This window comes from Pseudomonas sp. LBUM1649 (genome assembly GCF_059716155.1).
Genome location: NZ_CP166807.1, coordinates 5,660,761 through 5,679,945, shown reverse-complemented (window position 1 = coordinate 5,679,945; position 19,185 = coordinate 5,660,761). Strand labels below are relative to the sequence as shown.

The following is a 19,185-nucleotide window of genomic DNA, read 5'->3' as shown; positions in this document are numbered from 1 at the left end:
CTTTTTTTGTTGATGGCTGCAAACGTCAGACGTTGAAGCGGAAGTGCATCACGTCGCCGTCCTTGACGATGTAATCCTTGCCTTCCAGGCGCCATTTACCGGCTTCCTTGGTACCGGCTTCACCCTTGTACTGGATGAAATCGTTGTAGGCGATCACTTCGGCGCGGATGAAGCCTTTTTCGAAGTCGGTGTGGATCACGCCAGCGGCTTGTGGTGCGGTGGCACCGACGCGCACGGTCCAGGCGCGGACTTCTTCGACACCGGCGGTGAAATAGGTCTGCAGGTGCAGCATTTCGTAGCCGGCGCGGATCACACGGTTCAAGCCAGGCTCTTCGAGGCCCAGGGCTTCGAGGAACATGTCTTTTTCTTCGCCGTCTTCCAGTTCGGCGATTTCGGCTTCGATCTTGTTGCAGACCGGAACCACCATGGCGCCTTCTTCTTCAGCGATGGCTTTGACGATGTCCAGCAGCGGGTTGTTCTCGAAACCGTCTTCAGCGACGTTGGCGATGTACATGACCGGCTTGGTGGTCAGCAGGTGGAAGCCACGAATCACCGCTTTGTCATCGGCACCCATGTTCTTCATCAGCGTGCGCGCAGGCTTGCCGAGGGTGAAGTGAGCGATCAATTGCTCCAGCAGGCCCTTTTGGACAACGGCGTCCTTGTCACCACCCTTGGCATTGCGGGCGACTTTCTGCAGTTGCTTCTCGCAGCTGTCGAGGTCGGCGAAGATCAGTTCCAGCTCGATGATTTCGATGTCGCGTTTAGGGTCGACGCTGTTGGAGACGTGAATCACGTTCTCGTCTTCGAAGCAGCGGACCACGTGAGCGATGGCATCGGTCTCACGGATGTTGGCGAGGAACTTGTTGCCCAGGCCTTCACCTTTCGAGGCGCCGGCAACCAGGCCCGCGATGTCGACAAATTCCATGGTGGTCGGCAGGATGCGCTTCGGATTGACGATGGCCGCCAGGGCTTCCAGGCGCGGATCCGGCATCGGCACGATACCGGTGTTCGGTTCGATGGTGCAGAAGGGGAAGTTCTCGGCCGCGATACCGGATTTGGTCAGGGCGTTGAACAGGGTGGACTTGCCGACGTTAGGCAGGCCGACGATGCCGCAATTGAATCCCATGGTGTTTCCCCTCGGGTAAAAGTCAGGCCTTCTGGCTGTGCAGGTTTTTCATCGCGCGGTTCCATTCACCGGCGAGGATATCCGGCAGCACGCCGAGGGCAAAGTCGATGCTGGCATCGAGTTTTTCCTGTTCGGCGCGTGGCGCACGACCCAGGACGAAGTTTGAAACCATACTGGCAACGCCCGGGTGGCCAATGCCAAGCCGCAAGCGATGAAAGGTATTCTGATTGCCCAGTTGCGCAATGATGTCGCGCAACCCGTTGTGACCGCCATGGCCGCCGCCCACTTTGAGTTTGGCGACGCCTGGAGGCAGATCGAGTTCGTCGTGTGCCACGAGGATTTCTTCAGGCTTGATGCGGAAGAAACCTGCAAGGGCCGCCACGGCCTGGCCGCTGCGGTTCATGTACGTGGTGGGAATCAGCAGACGAACATCCTGACCCTGATGCGAATAGCGCCCGGTCAGGCCGAAATATTTGCGGTCCGCCACAAGGTTCACGCCTTGTGCGTTCGCGATGCGCTCAACAAAAAGGGCCCCTGCGTTATGCCGGGTCTGTTCGTATTCAGCGCCTGGATTACCCAGGCCAACGATCAGTTTTATGGCAGTCACGATAGGGGCCCTTCCTTGGAGTGGTGGATAACATCGCTGCAATCGGTGCGTGCGGCGAAAGTGGACGAAAATTGCTCATTTACCATAGATGTAAACTCCGCGTTCTCGCCCGCTTTCTCGCTACGCTCTAGTCCGCGATGTTTCCGGTCACTCCGGCGAACAGAGTAAAATTACTCTGCTGCGCCTTCTTCGGTAGCTTCTGGAGCAACACGTGGAGCGTGAACGTTGGCAACAGCCTTGTCATCGCCGTGTGCCAGGGCCACGAACTCAACGCCTTTAGGAGCCTTGAGGTCGGACAGGTGAATGATCGAACCGATTTCGGCGTTAGCCAGGTCGACTTCGATGAATTCAGGCAGGTCTTTCGGCAGGCAGGTCACTTCGATTTCCGAAACAACGTGCGAGATTTCGCCGCCTTTCTTGGTCGGAGCTTCTTCGCCAACGAAGTGTACAGGCACGGTAGCGGTCAGTTTCTGACCCGCTACAACGCGTACGAAGTCAGCGTGCAGTACGTGACCTTTGGCCGGGTGACGCTGCAGAGCCTTGATGATTACGTTCTGCTTGGTGCCGCCAACGTTCAGCTCGATGATGTGGCTGTAAGCCGCTTCGTTTTCGAGCAGTTTGGCAACTTCTTTAGCCAGCATGCTGATGGATTCAGGGGCTTTTTCGCCACCGTAAACTACAGCTGGAACCAGGCTTGCGAGACGACGCAGGCGGCGGCTCGCACCTTTCCCCAGGTCGGAACGCACTTCAGCATTCAGAGTAAAATCGTTCATGTTGTATCTCCAAAATAACCACACTCGCCCCAGCGTTTGCGACCAGCGCTAAAGGCGATATGGGCAAAAAAGCCCCGCCCCGACAGGAATGCCGGGGCGGGGCGCTTTTCGTCAACGAGACATTTCGAGAAGGGCAGGGCCCTTAGCGGAACATCGCGCTGATCGATTCTTCATTGCTGATGCGGCGGACCGCCTCGGCAACAACCGGTGCGATATCCAGTTGACGGATACGTGCACAGGCTTGTGCTGCAGCGGACAGCGGGATGGTGTTAGTCACCACCAGCTCGTCCAGCACGGAATTTTCAATGTTTTCGATCGCCCGACCCGACAGCACAGGGTGCGTGCAGTAGGCGAAAACCTTGGCAGCGCCATGCTCTTTCAAGGCCTTGGCCGCGTGGCACAGGGTGCCGGCGGTATCGACCATGTCATCGACCAGAATACAGGTACGCCCTTCGACATCACCGATGATATGCATCACTTCAGAGTGATTGGCTTTCTCACGGCGTTTGTCGATGATTCCGAGATCCACGCCCAGCGACTTGGCAACAGCACGTGCACGCACGACGCCACCAATGTCCGGGGACACGATCATCAGGTTTTCGAAGCGCTGATCTTCAATGTCATCCACCAGAACCGGGGAGCCGTAGATGTTATCTACCGGAATATCGAAGAAACCCTGGATTTGGTCAGCATGCAGATCAACCGTGAGAACACGGTCGATGCCGACTACGGTAAGCATGTCAGCCACGACTTTCGCGCTGATAGCCACACGTGCAGAACGCGGACGGCGATCCTGACGGGCATAACCAAAGTAAGGAATAACAGCAGTAATACGAGTAGCCGAGGAGCGGCGGAAGGCATCAGCCATCACTACCAGTTCCATCAGGTTATCGTTGGTCGGAGCGCAAGTCGGCTGAATAATGAAGACATCTTTACCGCGGACGTTTTCATTGATCTCGGCTGTAATTTCGCCGTCGGAGAATTTACCGACAGAGATGTCACCGAGAGGGATATGCAGCTGACGTACGACACGCCGAGCCAGATCGGGGTTAGCGTTCCCCGTAAAGACCATCATCTTGGACACGCGCAGTACCTGAAGGCTGAGGGTATACCTGGATGAGTATAGGAAAATGGCAGGGGCGGCTGGATTCGAACCAACGCATGGCAGGATCAAAACCTGCTGCCTTACCGCTTGGCGACGCCCCTGTATCTGTTGCAACGAGTACCCAGTACTCGTGTTCCTTTAGAGCAGACTTTGCAGCTTGCGATGCAACATCGAAATGTTGCTTCCTTTTGCTACAAACCCTGTAAGGGTCTCTGTAAGAAGGGCCGAGACTTTATCAGCTTCAGCTTTGCTTGGGAAGCCCCCAAACACACAACTTCCAGTTCCGGTGAGTTTTGCTTCGGTAAAATTACCTAACAAATTCAATGCGTTACGTACCTCTGGATAACGCCTTGCTACCACCGGCAAGCAGTCATTTCGACTGTTTCCCTTGGGAACGGGGCGCACTTTAATGGGAGGAGTGTTACGTGTCAACAACGGATCTGAAAAAATTTCTGCCGTACTTACAGAGACTTGCGGCACCAGCACGAGATACCAGGGTTCTTCCGGGTCGACAGGGGTCAGTTTCTCCCCCACGCCCTCGGCGAAAGCCGCATGGCCGCGCACGAAAACCGGGACATCGGCGCCCAGCGTCAGGCCCAGCGCGGCCAGTCGATCCTCATCCCAACCCAGTTGCCAGAGGTGATTGAGGCCGAGCAGGGTGGTGGCGGCATTCGAACTGCCGCCGCCAATGCCGCCGCCCATGGGCAGGATCTTTTCAATCCAGATATCCATGCCGAGCGAACAGCCGGATTGCGCCTGAAGTTGTCTTGCGGCTTTGACGATCAGGTTGCTGTCGTGCGGGACGCCTTCGAACTCGGTGTGCAGGCGAATGACACCGTCGTCGCGCACGGCGAAGGTGATTTCGTCGCCGTAGTCGAGAAATTGAAACAATGTCTGCAGCTCGTGGTAGCCGTCTTCACGGCGACCAAGAATGTGCAGCATCAAATTGAGTTTGGCTGGGGAGGGCAGGGTCAGGCGATTGGTCGGCATGTCACTGCCCCAATTTGCGCGGTTGCCAGGCCTTGATCACCAATGTGACATCCAGGTCGGTGCCGTGCAGTTTGATTCGCTCGGGCAACCAGTAGCCGTTTTGCTCGGTGTAGGCGGTATATTCGACCTGCCAGCCGTCCTGTTCGAGGTTGGCCAGGCGGCTGTCGCCATCGAGCGTCAAGCGGCTTTTGCTGTCCGGCGCCGGTAGCCCGCGGACCCACCAGGCCAGGTTGGCAACCGGCAGCTTCCAGCCCAGCTGCTCTTCAAGCAGGGCATCCGGGGACGACGCTTCGTAGCGCCCCTGGTTGGCGACTTCCAGGGAAACCTTGCCCGGACGCCCGGTCAGGCGCGCCGCACCGCGACCCAATGGGCCCGAAAGGCGGATGTCGTAGTAATCCTGGCGTTGCAGCCAGAACAGCGTGCCGCTGCCGGAATCTTTTGGCGCACGGATGCCGATCTTGCCGTCGATCTGCCAGCCGTCAAGGCTCGCAAGCTGCTGTTTGTGCTCGCGCCATTGCGCAGGGTTACCGTGGCCTTCGACCGATTCGCGGGCAGTGAAACCCGCGCAGCCGGCGAGCAAGGCGATGAAACTGAAAACGATGAGGTGGCGCAAAAACATAATCTTAAAGAGTCTCTGATCCGGTCAGGCGCTTGATGGTGCCGCGCAGGGTAGGGCTGTCGGGTTGTTCCTTGAGGAACTTGCCCCAGATTTGCCGGGCTTCATGTTGTTTGCCATTGGCCCACAGGACTTCGCCTAGGTGGGCGGCGACTTCCTGGTCGGGAAAGCGCTCCAGGGCCTGGCGCAGCAGGCGCTCGGCTTCGTCGAGATTGCCCAGGCGGTAATTCACCCAGCCGAGGCTGTCGAGAACCGCCGGGTCTTCCGGGCTGATCTGGTGTGCTTGTTCGATCAGCGCCTTGGCTTCAGCGTATCGCGTCGTCCGGTCAGACAGGGTATAGCCGAGGGCGTTCAATGCCATGGCATTGTCCGGGTCGCGCTTGATGATCAGGCGCAGGTCTTTTTCCATCTGTGCCAGGTCATTGCGCTTTTCCGCCTGCATGGCGCGGGTATAGAGCAGGTTCAGGTCGTCCGGGTATTTTTGCAGGGCTTGTTCCAAAACTTTCCAGGCCTTGTCGCCTTGTTTATTGGCGGACAGGGTTTCGGCTTCGATCAGATACAACTGGATCGCGTAGTCCGGTTGCTCGTCGCGTTCGGCCGCGAGGCGGGTTTGGGCTTCGGCGGTCCTGCCGTTGTTCATCAGGATATCGGCCTGGCGTAGCTGCGCCGGCAGGTAGTCGTTGCCCGGGCCGACCTTGGCGTACTCGATCAGCGCGCCTTGTGGATCGTTACGCTCTTCGGCGATGCGCCCCAGGTTCAGGTGCGCCGAGTCGACGTGGCTGTCACGGGCGATCAGGTCTTCCAGGTAGCCCTTGGCCTCGTCCCAGGCCTTGGCTTCCAGGCAGACGAGCGCCAGCGAATAACGCAGGTCGTCGTCTTCCGGGTATTGCTGCACCAGGCTTGAGAACTGGGACTTGGCGTCATCCATGCGGTCCTGTTCAACCAGCATGCGCGCGTAGGTCAGGCGCAGGCGCTTGTCGTCCGGGTATTTCCTGATGCTCTTTTGCAGCAGCGGCAAGGCTTCGTCACCGCGATCGAGGGCTTGCAGCAGGCGCGCGCGCAGAAGGATCGGGGCAATTTCGCCGTCGTCCGGCGGATTGTCTTCCAGCAGGGTCAGCGCGCCTTTGGTGTCGCCATCCTGTTGCAGCAGCAAGGCCTTGCCAAAAATCAGCTGGCCGTTGTTCGGGTGGCGCTGCAACAAGCGGTCGAAACTTTTCATAAGGCCATTGCGCGTGTCCTGGTCGGTATCGGCCGCGGACAGCGCGAGGAAGTCGAAATGGGTATCGCCCTTGCCTTGCAGCACTTTCTCCATGTAGACCATGGAGTCGTCATAGCGCCCGGCACGCGCCAGTTGCACGGCGGCGGCCCGCTGGGCCTCAAGGTCATCCGGAGCGTTCTTGGCCCAGATAAGTGCCGTGTCCAGGGCGGCCTGGTCGGCGCCCAGGTACTCGGCAATGCGGAAAGCTCGCTCGGAGATGCCCGCATCCTGAGTGTTGATGGCCTGGGTCACGTAGTTGTCCAGGGCGATGTCGAAACGATTGCGCTGGCCAGCCAGTTCCGCGCTCAGCAGGCTGAAGACGGTGTCTTCGCTGAACGAGCTGTAGACCTTGGGCTTTTCAGGGGCCGGGGTCGCGTCTTCGACCGGCGACGGGTCGTCCGTCGACACAGGGGCCAGAGCCTGGCAGCCGCTGAGAAAGACAAGGGCAAGGAGCAACGCGGAAGATCTATTCATATAGGAAGAGGACGACTAACCTGCGGTCGGGCCATCATGACACAAGCCTTCGGTCAAACATAACCGGCCGGCCAATTTCCATCTGCACCGCCCTTGTAGGAGCGAGCTTGCTCGCGAAAAACGCATAGGCGCCGTGTGCATTCAGGCACCCCGCGGCATCGTTAACGACCATCGCGAGCGAGCTCGCTCCTACAGGGGGGAGCGTGTAAACGAGAACCGCTCGCAAACCTGGGCGGTTCCTACCAGGGTGATAGATATCGAGTAGTTGTTCTGAATCTGACGAAGTAGGACAATTGCCGGCTTCACGTCACCACCAGCGACCTTGAATGGCCTTCCTTGCACTCGGTATTAACCACAAGACTGCTTCAGTAGACGTCCGCGAGCGCGTGGCCTTTACCCCTGAGCAGCTGGTTGAGGCCTTGCAGCAGCTCTGCCGACTCACCGACAGCCGCGAAGCTGCGATCCTCTCCACCTGCAATCGCAGTGAACTCTATATAGAACAGGATCACCTGTCGGCGGATACCGTGCTGCGCTGGCTGGCCGAATATCATCATTTGAGCCTCGATGAGCTGCGCGCGAGCGCTTATGTGCACGAAGACGATGCGGCAGTTCGTCACATGATGCGGGTGGCTTCCGGGCTCGATTCGCTGGTGTTGGGCGAACCGCAGATTCTCGGCCAGATGAAATCGGCCTACGCCGTGGCTCGCGAGGCCGGCACCATCGGGCCGTTGCTCGGGCGCTTGTTCCAGGCGACGTTCAATGCGGCCAAGCAAGTGCGCACCGACACCGCCATTGGCGAGAACCCGGTGTCCGTGGCGTTTGCCGCGGTCAGCCTGGCAAAACAGATTTTCAGTGACCTGCAACGCAGCCAGGCCTTGCTGATCGGCGCTGGCGAGACCATCACCCTGGTCGCCCGCCATCTGCACGACCTGGGTGTGAAGCGTATCGTGGTCGCCAACCGTACACTGGAGCGCGCGAGCACGCTGGCCGAGCAGTTCGGCGCCCATGCGGTGCTGCTGTCGGACATTCCGGCGGAGTTGGTGCGCAGCGACATCGTCATCAGCTCCACGGCGAGCCAGTTGCCGATCCTTGGCAAGGGCGCTGTTGAAAGCGCCCTGAAGTTGCGCAAGCACAAACCGATCTTCATGGTCGATATCGCCGTTCCGCGTGATATCGAGCCTGAAGTCGGCGAGTTGGACGACGTCTACCTGTACAGCGTCGACGATCTCCACGAAGTGGTCGCCGAGAACCTCAAGAGTCGCCAGGGTGCAGCCCAGGCCGCGGAAGAGATGGTCTCGGTCGGCGCCGAAGATTTCATGGTGCGCCTGCGTGAACTGGCGGCGGTGGATGTGCTCAAGGCCTATCGTCAACAGAGCGAACGCTTGCGCGATGAAGAATTGCACAAGGCCCAGCGCCTGCTGGCCAACGGCAGCAGTGCCGAAGAGGTGCTGGTGCAATTGGCACGCGGCCTGACCAATAAACTCTTGCATGCACCGAGCGTGCAGTTGAAAAAGCTCTCTGCCGAAGGTCGCCTCGATGCGCTGGCGATGGCCCAGGAACTCTTTGCCCTCGGTGAGGGCTCATCGGAAAGCTTTTCGGATAAGAAACCGCAATGAAAGCGTCACTGCTCAATAAGCTGGACATCCTCCAGGACCGTTTCGAGGAATTGACCGCCTTGCTTGGCGATGGCGAGGTCATTTCCGATCAGAACAAGTTCCGCGCCTATTCCAAGGAATACGCGGAAGTCGAGCCGATCGTCGGAACCTACAAACAGTTGCTCAAAGTGCAGGGCGACCTCGAAGGCGCCCAGGCCCTGCTCAAGGACAGCGACCCGGACATGCGCGAAATGGCCGTGGAAGAAGTCCGCGAAGCCAAGGAACGCCTGGTCGAGTTGGAAGCCGATCTGCAGCGCATGTTGTTGCCCAAAGACCCGAACGATGGGCGCAACGTGTTCCTCGAAATCCGCGCGGGCACCGGCGGTGACGAAGCGGCGATTTTTTCCGGCGACCTGTTCCGCATGTATTCGCGTTACGCCGAGCGTCGCGGTTGGCGGGTGGAGATCCTCTCGGAAAACGAGGGTGAACACGGCGGCTATAAGGAAGTCATCGCGCGGGTCGAAGGCGACAACGTCTACGGCAAGCTGAAGTTCGAGTCCGGCGCCCACCGCGTGCAACGAGTGCCGGCGACCGAGTCCCAGGGGCGCATCCACACCTCGGCCTGCACCGTGGCGGTATTGCCCGAGCCGGACGAACAGGAAGCGATCGAGATCAACCCGGCAGACCTGCGCATCGATACCTACCGTTCCTCCGGTGCGGGCGGTCAGCACGTGAATAAGACCGATTCGGCGATCCGCATCACACACTTGCCGTCCGGTATCGTCGTGGAATGCCAGGAAGAGCGTTCGCAACACAAGAACCGTGCGCGGGCGATGTCCTGGTTGTCGGCCAAGCTCAACGACCAGCAAACCAGTGCCGCCGCCAATGCCATCGCCAGTGAGCGTAAATTGCTGGTGGGTTCGGGGGATCGCTCCGAACGTATCCGCACCTACAACTTTGCCCAGGGCCGGGTGACCGACCACCGGGTCAACCTGACGCTGTATTCGCTCGACGAAATCCTCGCCGGGGGCGTCGACGCAGTGATCGAGCCGTTGTTGGCCGAGTACCAGGCCGATCAACTGGCAGCGATAGGTGAGTAAATGACGATCATTGCCAGTTTGTTGCGTGCGGCCGATCTGCCCGACTCGCCCACGGCGCGCCTGGATGCCGAATTGTTGCTGGCGGCCGCGTTGGGCAAGTCCCGCAGCTTCTTGCACACCTGGCCGGAACGCATCGTGCCGAGCGAAGCGGCGTTGACCTTCGCCGAGTATTTGCAGCGCCGCCGCAGCGGTGAACCGGTGGCGTACATTCTCGGCCAGCAAGGTTTCTGGAAGCTCGACCTGGAAGTCGCGCCGCACACGCTGATCCCACGCCCGGACACTGAGTTGCTGGTGGAGGCCGCGTTGGAGCTGTTGCCGGCCACCCCCGCCAAAGTACTCGACCTGGGCACTGGCAGTGGTGCGATTGCCCTGGCCCTGGCCAGCGAACGCCCGGCATGGAAAGTCACTGCCGTGGATCGGGTGCCGGAAGCCGTGGCCCTGGCCGAACGCAATCGCCAGCGTCTGCACCTGAACAACGCCACGGTGCTGCTCAGCCATTGGTTTGGTGCCCTGCAGGGTCAGTGTTTTCAACTGATCATCAGCAATCCGCCTTATATCGCGTCCGCCGACCCGCACCTGGTGGAAGGCGACGTGCGCTTCGAGCCGGCCAGCGCCCTGGTAGCCGGTGTCGACGGGCTCGACGATTTGCGCTTGATCATTGCCCAGGCCCCGGACCATCTGGACGCGGGCGGCTGGCTGATGCTCGAGCACGGTTTCGATCAGGCCGAGGCGGTGCGTGACTTGCTGCTGAACCGTGGTTTTGAACAGGTCCACAGCCGCATCGATCTGGGCGGTCATCAACGCATCAGCCTGGGGTGCCTGCCATGCTGAATGATCAGGAATTGCTGCGTTACAGCCGGCAGATTCTGTTGCAGCACATTGATATCGACGGTCAGTTACGGCTCAAGGAAAGCCGCGTGCTGATTGTCGGCCTCGGCGGGCTTGGCGCGCCGGTGGCGATGTACCTGGCCGCGGCCGGCGTGGGTGAGTTGCATCTGGCGGACTTCGATACGGTCGACCTGACCAACCTGCAACGCCAGATCATTCACGACACCGACAGCGTCGGCATGAGCAAGGTCGATTCGGCCATCAAGCGCCTGTCGGCAATCAACCCGCAGATCGGGCTGATCGCCCATCGCGCGGCGCTCGATGAAGACTCACTGGCTGCTGTTGTAGCCGGGGTCGATCTGGTCCTCGACTGTTCCGACAATTTCTCCACCCGTGAAGCGGTCAACGCGGCTTGCGTGAGCGCCAGCAAGCCGCTGGTCAGCGGCGCGGCGATTCGCCTTGAAGGGCAATTGTCGGTGTTCGACTCGCGTCGAGCAGAAAGTCCGTGCTACCACTGTTTATATGGGCACGGCAGCGAAGCCGAATTGACCTGCAGCGAGGCCGGGGTGGTCGGTCCCCTGGTGGGGCTGGTCGGCAGCCTGCAAGCCCTCGAAGCGCTGAAGTTGCTGGCGGGTTTTGGCGAGCCGCTGGTGGGGCGCCTGTTGCTGATCGACGCCTTGGGCACGCGCTTCCGTGAGTTGCGGGTCAAGCGTGATCCAGGTTGCAGCGTCTGTGGGCCCAAGCATGCGTGAAGCGCCGATTGGCGTATTCGACTCCGGTGTCGGTGGGCTTTCGGTGCTGGCCGAGATCCAGCGTTTGTTGCCTGACGAATCTCTGTTGTATGTCGCCGATTGCGGGAATATTCCTTACGGCGAGAAAACCCCGGAATTTATCAAACAGCGTTGCAGCGTCATGGCCGAGTTTTTTCAACGCCAGGGCGCCAAGGCCCTGGTCTTGGCTTGCAACACCGCCACTGTCGCCGGTGTTGCCGACTTGCGTCGCGATTACCCGCAGTGGCCCATCGTCGGCATGGAACCCGCCGTCAAGCCGGCCGCCGCCGCTACCCGCAGTGGCGTGGTCGGGGTGCTCGCCACTACGGGCACCCTGCAGAGCGCCAAGTTCGCCGCGTTGCTCGACCGTTTCGCCACCGACGTTCGAGTGATCACCCAACCCTGCCCAGGGTTGGTTGAGTTGATCGAAAAAGGCGATCTGCACAGTCCCGCCCTGCGTCAATTGCTGGAAGGTTACGTCCAGCCGCTGCTTGGCGAGGGCGCCGACACCATCATCCTGGGCTGTACCCATTACCCGTTCCTCAAGCCGCTACTCAAACAGATGATCCCCGACGACATCAGCCTGATCGACACCGGTGCGGCGGTCGCGCGCCAGCTTCAGCGCCTGCTGGCCGAGCGCGAATTGCTCGCCGCCGGACCTGCGCGTGCTGCGCAATTCTGGACGAGCGCCGATCCAGTTCATTTCACAAATATATTGCCGATCTTGTGGAATAACGCTGGCGTTGTGCGAAGCTTTGAAGGGTAAGCAAGTTTTGCGCAAGGGCAAGAATTTGGGGTGAACTTCTGCATAACCGTCGACTTCTATAGCTGGGAACGTAGAGCAACAAAAAAAACCAAACGTTATCGTTCGGAAAAGGATGTTTCTATGAAGCGACTCTTTTGCTTGGCCGCGATTGCGGCTGCACTGATGGGGCACAGTTTCACAGCACAGGCGGCAGGCGTGGAGTTCGGGGTCGGCCAGACCGGCGAATCGACCATGACGTATCGCCTGGGCATGCAATTCGATTGGGACAAGAGTTGGTGGCAGAGCGACGTGGGTCGTTTGACCGGTTACTGGAGCGGCGCCTACACCTATTGGGATGGCAACGAGACCACCAGCAACCACAGCCTTTCGTTCTCGCCAGTATTTGTTTACGAGTTTGCCGGTCAGAGCGTTAAACCCTACGTTGAGCTCGGGTTTGGCGTGGCGGTATTCGCCAGTACCGAAGTCGAAAGCAACGAACTGGGCAGCGCGTTTCAGTTCGAGGACCGCTTCGGTGTTGGCCTGCGCTTTGCCGGCGGGCATGAAGTCGGAATTCGCGCGACGCACTATTCCAATGCCGGTATTACAAGTCCGAACGATGGTATAGAAAGTTATGCACTGCATTACACGATGCCGTTGTAAGGCTCGGTAAATGTGGGTAATGCAATTTCCAGATGAGCAAGAAGCCTGTGGCGAGGGGATTCATCCCCGTTGGGTCGCGAAGCGGCCCCCAGCGTCCGTTCAAACAAACCGAGTTGTTCGGATTTACGACTGCTTCGCAGCCGAACGGGGATAAATCCCCTCGCCACATTTGAGCTTCAGCGATACGCCGTCGAAATCCCCTGGCGCTCCTCAATGCATTCCGGTGCCCCCATCTCGAATTCCCGGCAGATCAGCGGGCGTTTTTCGTAGATGGTGCACATCATCGTGTTGCGATCCAGCGCGGCGCACCAGCCATCATCCAGGCGCAGCATGACCTCCCCACCCCAGTCATCGGTGTCGATGAATCGCTCGGGCACGCCGGTATCGGTGATCAGCATGACTTCGAGCTGACAGCAGCAGGCTGCACAGGTCGAGCATGTAACGACCGGTTCGGAGATTTGGGTGTGGGGAATAGTTTTCATGGCGCGCAGTGTAAGGCAGTCGGTAGGTGCTGTGTGAAAGCCCTGACGGACGCTCAGACCTGTGGATCGCCAACCAAACGCTGCGTTCAAGCATCGAAGCGCCCGAGCAGCGGCGCGGTGATCGCCGAAGGTTTAGCCAGCAGCAACTGCGCGGTGCCGATGCTGCGCTCAAGAAAGCCGCCTTCGCAGTAACACAGGTAAAACTCCCACAGCCGCAGGAAATGCTCGTCGTAGCCCAATTCGCCAAGGCGAGCCTGGGCACGGCGAAAATTCACATGCCACAGGCGCAGGGTGCGCGCGTAGTGCAGACCGAAGTCCTCCATGTGCAGCAGGTTCATGTCGGTTTCGCGGCTGACGATCTCCAGCATTTTCTGCACACAGGGCAGGGCACCGCCGGGGAAAATATAGCGCTGGATGAAATCGACACTGCGCCTGGCCTGTTCGTAGCGCTGCTCGCGAATGGTGATGGTCTGCAGCAGCATCAAGCCGTTGCTCTTGAGCAAATGCGCACATTGCTTGAAGTAGGTCGGCAAAAAACGGTGACCAACCGCTTCGATCATCTCGATCGACACCAGTTTGTCGTACTGCCCGGTGAGGTCGCGATAGTCCTTGAGCAACAGCGTTACCTGGCCTTGCAGCCCCAGGTTTTCGATGCGTTGCGCGGTATAAGCGTGCTGCTCCCTGGAGAGCGTAGTGGTGGTGACTTTGCAGCCGTAATTCTGCGCCGCGTACAACGCCATGCTGCCCCAGCCGGTGCCGATTTCCAGCAAGTGATCGTCGGGTTTCAGGTCGAGTTTCTGGCAGATCCGCGCAAGCTTGTTCAACTGCGCTTGTTCGAGGCTGTCCTCGGGGCTCAGAAACTGTGCAGCCGAGTACATCATGGTCGGGTCGAGAAACTGTTCGAACAGGTCATTGCCCAGGTCATAGTGAGCGGCAATGTTTTTCTGGGAGCCCTTGCGTGTATTGCGATTGAGCCAGTGCAGTGCCTGGACGAATGGTTGACCGAGTTTCGCCAGGCCACCTTCGAGTGCATCCAGCACCTCAAGATTGCTGACGAAGATGCGGATTACCGCCGTCAGGTCCGGCGAGCTCCAGTAGCCATGAATGTAAGCCTCGCCCGCGCCGATCGAACCATTGCTCGCCACTAGCCCCCAGGCAGCGGCATCGTGGATCTGGATTTCTCCCAGCAAATGACTGCCGGCGGTGCCGAACACGTACCGTTCACTCTCGTCGATGACCACCAGTTGCCCATGCTGAAGGTGCGCGAGTTGACGCAGTACACCTCGGCGCAGCAGCGATCCGGTCAGGCCGTTGGTACTCAACAGGCTCGCTTTGGCAAAGGCACTAGAGGATTTCATGGCGGCGATCCCTGGGTGTAACGATGGCGGTTTTAAAGCTGCCATCGGCAGCCTGATGAGCAAATATCGGAACGCGTTTGAACAGCAGGCGCAGGGCCTGCCAGTAAATCGCCAGGCAGGTTTTCGCGGTCATCCAGGGGAAGCGCCGCAGGTACCGGTGCAGGCTGGCGCGATTCAGGGCTTCGCGTTTCAGGTTCAGCGTGGCGTCGAACAGTTTCAGATCGCCCTGCCAGTCCGCCATGTGCACACCGAGTTTTTTCGCAGCGGGGCTGAAGCTCATTCGGTGTTCGAGATCCCGGGGCAAAAACGGCGATACGTGAAAGGCCTTGGCGACGGTGAAATGTTGATAGAAGTCGTGCAGGTCCTCGGGCGTCCTGGCTGGCAGCACGTAGTGATAACGCTCGCGCCACGGGGTATTGGTGACTTCGGCGAGGATCGCCCCCAGTTGGCCATCGGCTTCGTAGCAGTAGAAAAAACTCACCGGGTTGAACGACAGGCCCCAGCTGCGAGGCTGGGTCAGCAGGCAGATCGAACCTTGTGGCGCATGGCCGAGCGCCTGGCGAACTTGTTCGCGCACGGCATCGCGCAGTCCCATGCCGTTACCGGTAAAGGCCTTGAGGTAGTCGCGTTCGCGAAACGAAAAGGGTGAAAAGCGGTGGCTGCCCGACAGTGGCGACAACCCCAGTACGGCGTCCTGTTCGTCGAGGTCGAGGTACAGCAAGCCGATCCGGTAGCGGAACTCATGGCATTTCGGCGAGAACCGCCGATGGGCGATCCAGCCGCTGTAAAGGGCGCTGTTCACAACGTTTCACCGAACGAGCGGGCAACGCGCAGCGCACTGACCACGCCATCTTCATGGAAACCGTTGGCCCAGTAGGCGCCGCAATAAAAGGTGTGTTGCGTACCGTTCAGTTCTTCCCAGCGTTCTTGTGCCGCCACTGCCGCCAGACTGTACTGCGGATGGGCATAGGTGAATCGGCCTAGCACCTTGGAAGGGCTGATCCCGGCGCTCTGGTTGAGGCTAACGCAGAAGGTGGTATCGCTTTCGAGGCCTTGCAGGATGTTCATGTCGTAGGTCACCGCAGCTCGTGTGTGGCCGGCGCCCCCGAGGCGATAATTCCAACTGGCCCAGGCAAGTTTGTTCGAAGGCAACAGCCGTGTGTCCGTATGCAGCACTACTTCATTGTCGGCGTAGGGCAGGGCGCCGAGAATCGACTGTTCGGCGGCGCTCGGCCTGGCCAGCAGGTTCAGCGCCTGATCGCTGTGGCAGGCGAATATCACTTTATCGAAGCGTTCACTGCCGGCGGTGCTGTGGATAACTACACCTCCGTCATCGCGCTCGACTTGCGTCACCGGACAATTGAGGCGGACCTTTTTGTCGAAAGTTACCGTCAACGGTTTGATGTAGGCACTTGATCCCCCCTCGATCACGCACCATTGCGGGCGATGATCGACCGACAGCAAGCCATGATTCTTGAAGAAACGGATGAAGCTTCGCAGCGGGAAACCCAGCACGTCGGCCATGGGCATCGACCAGATCGCCGCGCCCATTGGCACGATGTAATGCAGGATGAAGCGCTCGCCGTAACCACCGGCCTTGAGGTATTGATCCAGCGTGGTATCGGCGGTGATCCGGCCTTCGCAGAGGTCAAGCTGAGCTTGTTTGTTGAAACGCAAAATGTCCCGCAGCATGCCCCAGAAGCCCGGCGACAGCAGGTTGCGGCGCTGGGCAAAAAGGCTGTTGAGGTTGTTGCCGTTGTACTCCAGACCGCTGTCCGGGTCGGATACCGAAAAGCTCATTTGGGTCGGTTTGAAACCCACGCCAATCTGGCTCAGCAAGCGGATAAAATTCGGGTAGGTCCAGTCATTGAACACGATGAAGCCGGTGTCCACGGCATAGCGACGGCCATCGGCGGCCACTTCCACGGTGTGGGTGTGCCCGCCGACCCGGTCGCCGGCCTCGAACAGGGTGATCTCGTGGTTGCGGTTGAGCAGATAAGCGCTGGTCAACCCCGAGATACCGCTGCCGATGATGGCGATGTTCACGGTATGTCCTTGATCGGCGGGTTGCTGCGCACCATGCGTTTGCCAATGGCCAGCTGCACCCGGTTGGGCATTTTCGACAGTGGCCAGAGGACCGCCATGAACAGCGCCGGGAAGGCGATCTCCAGGGGTCGATGCTTGAGTTTGGCGAAGATGTGCCGCGCTGCTTTACCCGCCGGCACACTGAGGGGCATCGGGAAATCATTCTTCGCGGTCAAGGGTGTGTCGACAAATCCTGGGCTGACCACCGTGACTTCAATGCCCTCCGGCGCCAGGTCGATGCGCAACGACTCGAACAGGTAACGCAACCCGGCCTTTGATGCGCCGTATGCTTCAGCACGCGGCAGCGGCAGGTAGGTCACCGAGCTGGCGACGCCCACCAGGTGCGGCGCGAGACCTGCCCTTAACAGCGGGAGCGCTGCTTCAATGCAATAACTGCTGGCCAGCAGATTGGTGCGCACGACGTGCTCGATGATCGATGAGTCGAACTGCTGAACGTCGACATATTCACAGGTGCCGGCATTCAAAATCACGGTATCGAGCGAACCCCAGGCTTCTGCGATCTGCTCGCCGATTTCGCGCACGGTCTGGCTGTTGGTCAAATCGCCCGGAACAATCAGCACTTGCCCGGGATAGCGCTGCGACAACACTTTCAGTGGCACCACTGAGCGCGAACTGACGGCCAGGTGTGCGCCGGTTTTCAGTATTTCTTCGGCCAGCGCGGCGCCAATGCCGCTGCTGGCTCCGGTCAGCCAATACCGCCGTGGAGACGTAAAACTCATCCCATTCTCCTTTTCAGCCAGGCGATCGCTCGGCCCAATAGAGGTAAATGTTCATACATCAGTGCGCCGGCATCGAAGTAGTCCCGGTGGCGATAAACCTTGTCGTGCCAGCGCAGGTGTGAGCAGCCGTCGACGCGTATCAGCCGCCCGCTGGCCAGGCGCGGATGACGGTAGTTCATGACCCAGCGTAGGTAGCCTTCGCCTTCAGCCACCTGGTCGTAGCCGTGAAAATCGAAACGCAATTCGCTGACATTGGCGTAGAGCTCGCCGAAATAACTGCGCAAATTTCCGAGCCCCTGCACTTCATGCAGCGGATCAGTGAAGTGCACGTCGGTGGTGTAGAGCTCATCCAGGCGTTGCAGATTGTCTTTGTTCAGGTCTGCAAACTGCCGGGCAAAGCGCCGCAGGAAATCACTCATAGCCACCTCCGGCGTCATATTGTCGAGAAGGCAGGTTCTTGAACGCAGCCAGCGCGCGCGCGCGGGACGTACTTAGATTGACGATTGGCGACGGGTAATCCGCCACCCCGAACAATCCGCCGAGGTTCGCCGGGTTGTGCACGTCTTTCTTGTTCAGCCCCGCCAACTCCGGTAGCCAGTGCTTGATGAAGACACCTTCGGGGTCGAATTTTTCTGATTGGCTCAGCGGGTTGAAGATCCGGAAATAAGGTGCCGAGTCGGTACCGGTGGACGAACTCCACTGCCAGCCGCCGTTGTTCGCTGCAAGGTCGCCATCGATCAGGTGCCGCATAAAAAAGCGTTCGCCTTCGCGCCAGTCGATCAGCAGGTTCTTGGTCAGGAACATGGCCACCACCATGCGCAGACGGTTGTGCATCCAGCCGGTTTCCAGCAGTTGGCGCATGGCGGCGTCGATGATGGGAAGACCGGTGCGCGCCTGTTGCCAGGCGGCCAGTTCTTCAGGGGCGTGGCGCCAGGCCAGGGCTTCGGTTTCCGGGCGAAACGCGCGGTGGCGGGAAACCCGTGGGTAGCCCACCAGAATGTGTTTGTAGAACTCGCGCCACAATAGCTCGTTGATCCAGGTGACGGCGCCAACCTTGCCGCTTTCGAACTCGCCCTGATTGCTTTGCAGGGCAGCATGCAGGCACTGGCGCGGGGAAATGACGCCGGCTGCGAGGTAGGTAGAGAGCTGGCTGGTGCCGGGTTTGGCCGGGAAGTCCCGCTCACTTTTGTAGTAGTCGATCTGGGCGTCGGCGAAGGTGTCGAGGCGCCGCCGGGCTTCGCCTTCACCGGCAGGCCAGAGGACACGCAGGGTTTCGCTCGGCGTTTCGAAGCCCTCGACACTTGAGGGAATTGCGTCGCTGACGATACTCAGCGGCGCTTGAGCCATGGGCGCGCTGACCAGGTTCGGCAGTGAGCGGTGCAGACGGTCGTAGCACACCTTGCGGAACTGACTGAAAACCTGAAAGTAAGTGCCGGTTTTGGTCAGTACGGTGCCAGGCGAGAACAGCAACTGGTCGAGATAACTGTGGAGTGGGATGCCCTTGGCCTTGAGCAACTGCGCGACAGCTGCATCACGACGACTTTCGTGAATGCCGTATTCCTCGTTGACGTGAACGGCACCAATCTTCAATTGCTGGCAAAGATCGAGCAAAACCTTCTGTGCCTCGTCCCAGCGAGAGGCCTTGCGGATCAGCAAGGGAATATTCAGCTCGCCAAGTGCCTGGCTCAACTCAGCCAGGTTGCGTAACCAGAAGTCCACTTTGCACGGTGCATCGTCGTGTTCACGCCATTGCTCCGGGCTCAGTAGGTACACCGCCACGCACGGGCCAACCGCGGCGGCAGCCGAGAGGGCGGTGTTGTCGTTTATGCGCAAATCGCTGCGCAGCCAGATCAATTGCATGGTAGTGACCCCA

The 19,185-nt window shown here is 59.5% G+C and carries 20 protein-coding genes and 1 tRNA gene; 6 read left to right on the top strand and 15 right to left on the bottom strand.

The window, feature by feature from the left end; genetic code table 11:
* Nucleotides 1–25: 25 nt before the first annotated feature.
* The 8 genes from ychF to ACA058_RS26230 form a co-directional block, all read right to left on the bottom strand.
* Complete coding sequence (ychF, locus tag ACA058_RS26265; protein WP_497636566.1) at nt 26–1,126, bottom strand: redox-regulated ATPase YchF; 1,101 nt, start codon at nt 1,124–1,126, stop codon at nt 26–28.
* Nucleotides 1,127–1,148: 22 nt separating this feature from the next.
* Nucleotides 1,149–1,733, bottom strand: coding sequence for an aminoacyl-tRNA hydrolase (gene pth, locus ACA058_RS26260; protein WP_007973893.1), 585 nt, complete (start codon nt 1,731–1,733; stop codon nt 1,149–1,151).
* A 170-nt stretch (nt 1,734–1,903) separates the two neighbouring features.
* Nucleotides 1,904–2,506, bottom strand: a complete 603-nt coding sequence (locus ACA058_RS26255) for a 50S ribosomal protein L25/general stress protein Ctc (RefSeq protein WP_497636564.1) — start codon at nt 2,504–2,506, stop codon at nt 1,904–1,906.
* A gap of 142 nt (nt 2,507–2,648) precedes the next feature.
* Nucleotides 2,649–3,590, bottom strand: coding sequence for a ribose-phosphate pyrophosphokinase (locus tag ACA058_RS26250; protein WP_003171603.1), 942 nt, complete (start codon nt 3,588–3,590; stop codon nt 2,649–2,651).
* 47 nt (nt 3,591–3,637) lie between these two features.
* A tRNA-Gln gene (locus ACA058_RS26245) sits at nt 3,638–3,712 on the bottom strand.
* Between the two features lie 37 nt (nt 3,713–3,749).
* Nucleotides 3,750–4,601: a 4-(cytidine 5'-diphospho)-2-C-methyl-D-erythritol kinase gene (gene ispE, locus ACA058_RS26240; protein WP_497636563.1), complete on the bottom strand. Its 852-nt coding sequence runs from the start codon at nt 4,599–4,601 to the stop codon at nt 3,750–3,752.
* A 1-nt stretch (nt 4,602) separates the two neighbouring features.
* Nucleotides 4,603–5,220 carry a lipoprotein insertase outer membrane protein LolB gene (gene lolB / locus ACA058_RS26235; protein ID WP_497636561.1) on the bottom strand — a complete coding sequence of 206 codons (618 nt, stop codon included), beginning with the start codon at nt 5,218–5,220 and terminating at the stop codon, nt 4,603–4,605.
* A 4-nt stretch (nt 5,221–5,224) separates the two neighbouring features.
* Nucleotides 5,225–6,949: a tetratricopeptide repeat protein gene (locus tag ACA058_RS26230; protein ID WP_497636560.1), complete on the bottom strand. Its 1,725-nt coding sequence runs from the start codon at nt 6,947–6,949 to the stop codon at nt 5,225–5,227.
* 326 nt (nt 6,950–7,275) lie between these two features.
* Between ACA058_RS26230 and hemA the strand changes: the two genes are divergently transcribed.
* The 6 genes from hemA (at nt 7,276) to ACA058_RS26200 (ending at nt 12,647) form a co-directional block, all read left to right on the top strand.
* On the top strand, nt 7,276–8,565 hold the full coding sequence (hemA, locus tag ACA058_RS26225) for a glutamyl-tRNA reductase (RefSeq protein ID WP_497636559.1): 1,290 nt from the start codon (nt 7,276–7,278) through the stop codon (nt 8,563–8,565).
* Nucleotides 8,562–9,644, top strand: coding sequence for a peptide chain release factor 1 (gene prfA, locus ACA058_RS26220; protein WP_497636558.1), 1,083 nt, complete (start codon nt 8,562–8,564; stop codon nt 9,642–9,644). The genes hemA and prfA overlap by 4 nt, the downstream gene beginning before the upstream one ends.
* Nucleotides 9,645–10,475, top strand: a complete 831-nt coding sequence (gene prmC / locus ACA058_RS26215) for a peptide chain release factor N(5)-glutamine methyltransferase (RefSeq protein ID WP_497636557.1) — start codon at nt 9,645–9,647, stop codon at nt 10,473–10,475. It begins immediately after the preceding gene.
* Nucleotides 10,469–11,224 (top strand): molybdopterin-synthase adenylyltransferase MoeB, encoded by a 756-nt coding sequence (locus ACA058_RS26210; protein ID WP_497636556.1) that lies wholly within the window; start codon nt 10,469–10,471, stop codon nt 11,222–11,224. Before prmC ends, ACA058_RS26210 begins: the two co-directional genes overlap by 7 nt.
* Nucleotides 11,217–12,008 (top strand): glutamate racemase, encoded by a 792-nt coding sequence (gene murI, locus ACA058_RS26205; protein ID WP_497636555.1) that lies wholly within the window; start codon nt 11,217–11,219, stop codon nt 12,006–12,008. Before ACA058_RS26210 ends, murI begins: the two co-directional genes overlap by 8 nt.
* 120 nt (nt 12,009–12,128) lie before the next feature.
* On the top strand, nt 12,129–12,647 hold the full coding sequence (locus tag ACA058_RS26200; protein WP_497636554.1) for an acyloxyacyl hydrolase: 519 nt from the start codon (nt 12,129–12,131) through the stop codon (nt 12,645–12,647).
* A 176-nt stretch (nt 12,648–12,823) separates the two neighbouring features.
* Here ACA058_RS26200 and ACA058_RS26195 read toward each other — a convergent pair whose 3' ends face one another.
* From ACA058_RS26195 to phrB, 7 genes are all read right to left on the bottom strand, one after another.
* Nucleotides 12,824–13,129, bottom strand: a complete 306-nt coding sequence (locus ACA058_RS26195; RefSeq protein ID WP_497636553.1) for a YkgJ family cysteine cluster protein — start codon at nt 13,127–13,129, stop codon at nt 12,824–12,826.
* Nucleotides 13,130–13,215: 86 nt separating this feature from the next.
* A complete protein-coding gene (locus ACA058_RS26190; protein WP_497636552.1) occupies nt 13,216–14,487 on the bottom strand; it encodes a class I SAM-dependent methyltransferase in 1,272 nt (423 codons plus the stop codon).
* On the bottom strand, nt 14,474–15,289 hold the full coding sequence (locus tag ACA058_RS26185; protein ID WP_497636551.1) for a DUF1365 domain-containing protein: 816 nt from the start codon (nt 15,287–15,289) through the stop codon (nt 14,474–14,476). The genes ACA058_RS26190 and ACA058_RS26185 overlap by 14 nt, the downstream gene beginning before the upstream one ends.
* Nucleotides 15,286–16,533, bottom strand: a complete 1,248-nt coding sequence (locus ACA058_RS26180; RefSeq protein ID WP_497636550.1) for an NAD(P)/FAD-dependent oxidoreductase — start codon at nt 16,531–16,533, stop codon at nt 15,286–15,288. The genes ACA058_RS26185 and ACA058_RS26180 overlap by 4 nt, the downstream gene beginning before the upstream one ends.
* Nucleotides 16,530–17,312 (bottom strand): SDR family NAD(P)-dependent oxidoreductase, encoded by a 783-nt coding sequence (locus ACA058_RS26175; RefSeq protein WP_497636549.1) that lies wholly within the window; start codon nt 17,310–17,312, stop codon nt 16,530–16,532. Before ACA058_RS26175 ends, ACA058_RS26180 begins: the two co-directional genes overlap by 4 nt.
* On the bottom strand, nt 17,309–17,731 hold the full coding sequence (locus tag ACA058_RS26170; RefSeq protein ID WP_497636548.1) for a nuclear transport factor 2 family protein: 423 nt from the start codon (nt 17,729–17,731) through the stop codon (nt 17,309–17,311). The genes ACA058_RS26175 and ACA058_RS26170 overlap by 4 nt, the downstream gene beginning before the upstream one ends.
* The gene (gene phrB / locus ACA058_RS26165) at nt 17,724–19,172 is read right to left on the bottom strand and encodes a deoxyribodipyrimidine photo-lyase (protein WP_497636547.1); all 1,449 of its coding nucleotides are present in this window, start codon (nt 19,170–19,172) and stop codon (nt 17,724–17,726) included. The genes ACA058_RS26170 and phrB overlap by 8 nt, the downstream gene beginning before the upstream one ends.
* Between the last annotated feature and the right edge of the window lie 13 nt (nt 19,173–19,185).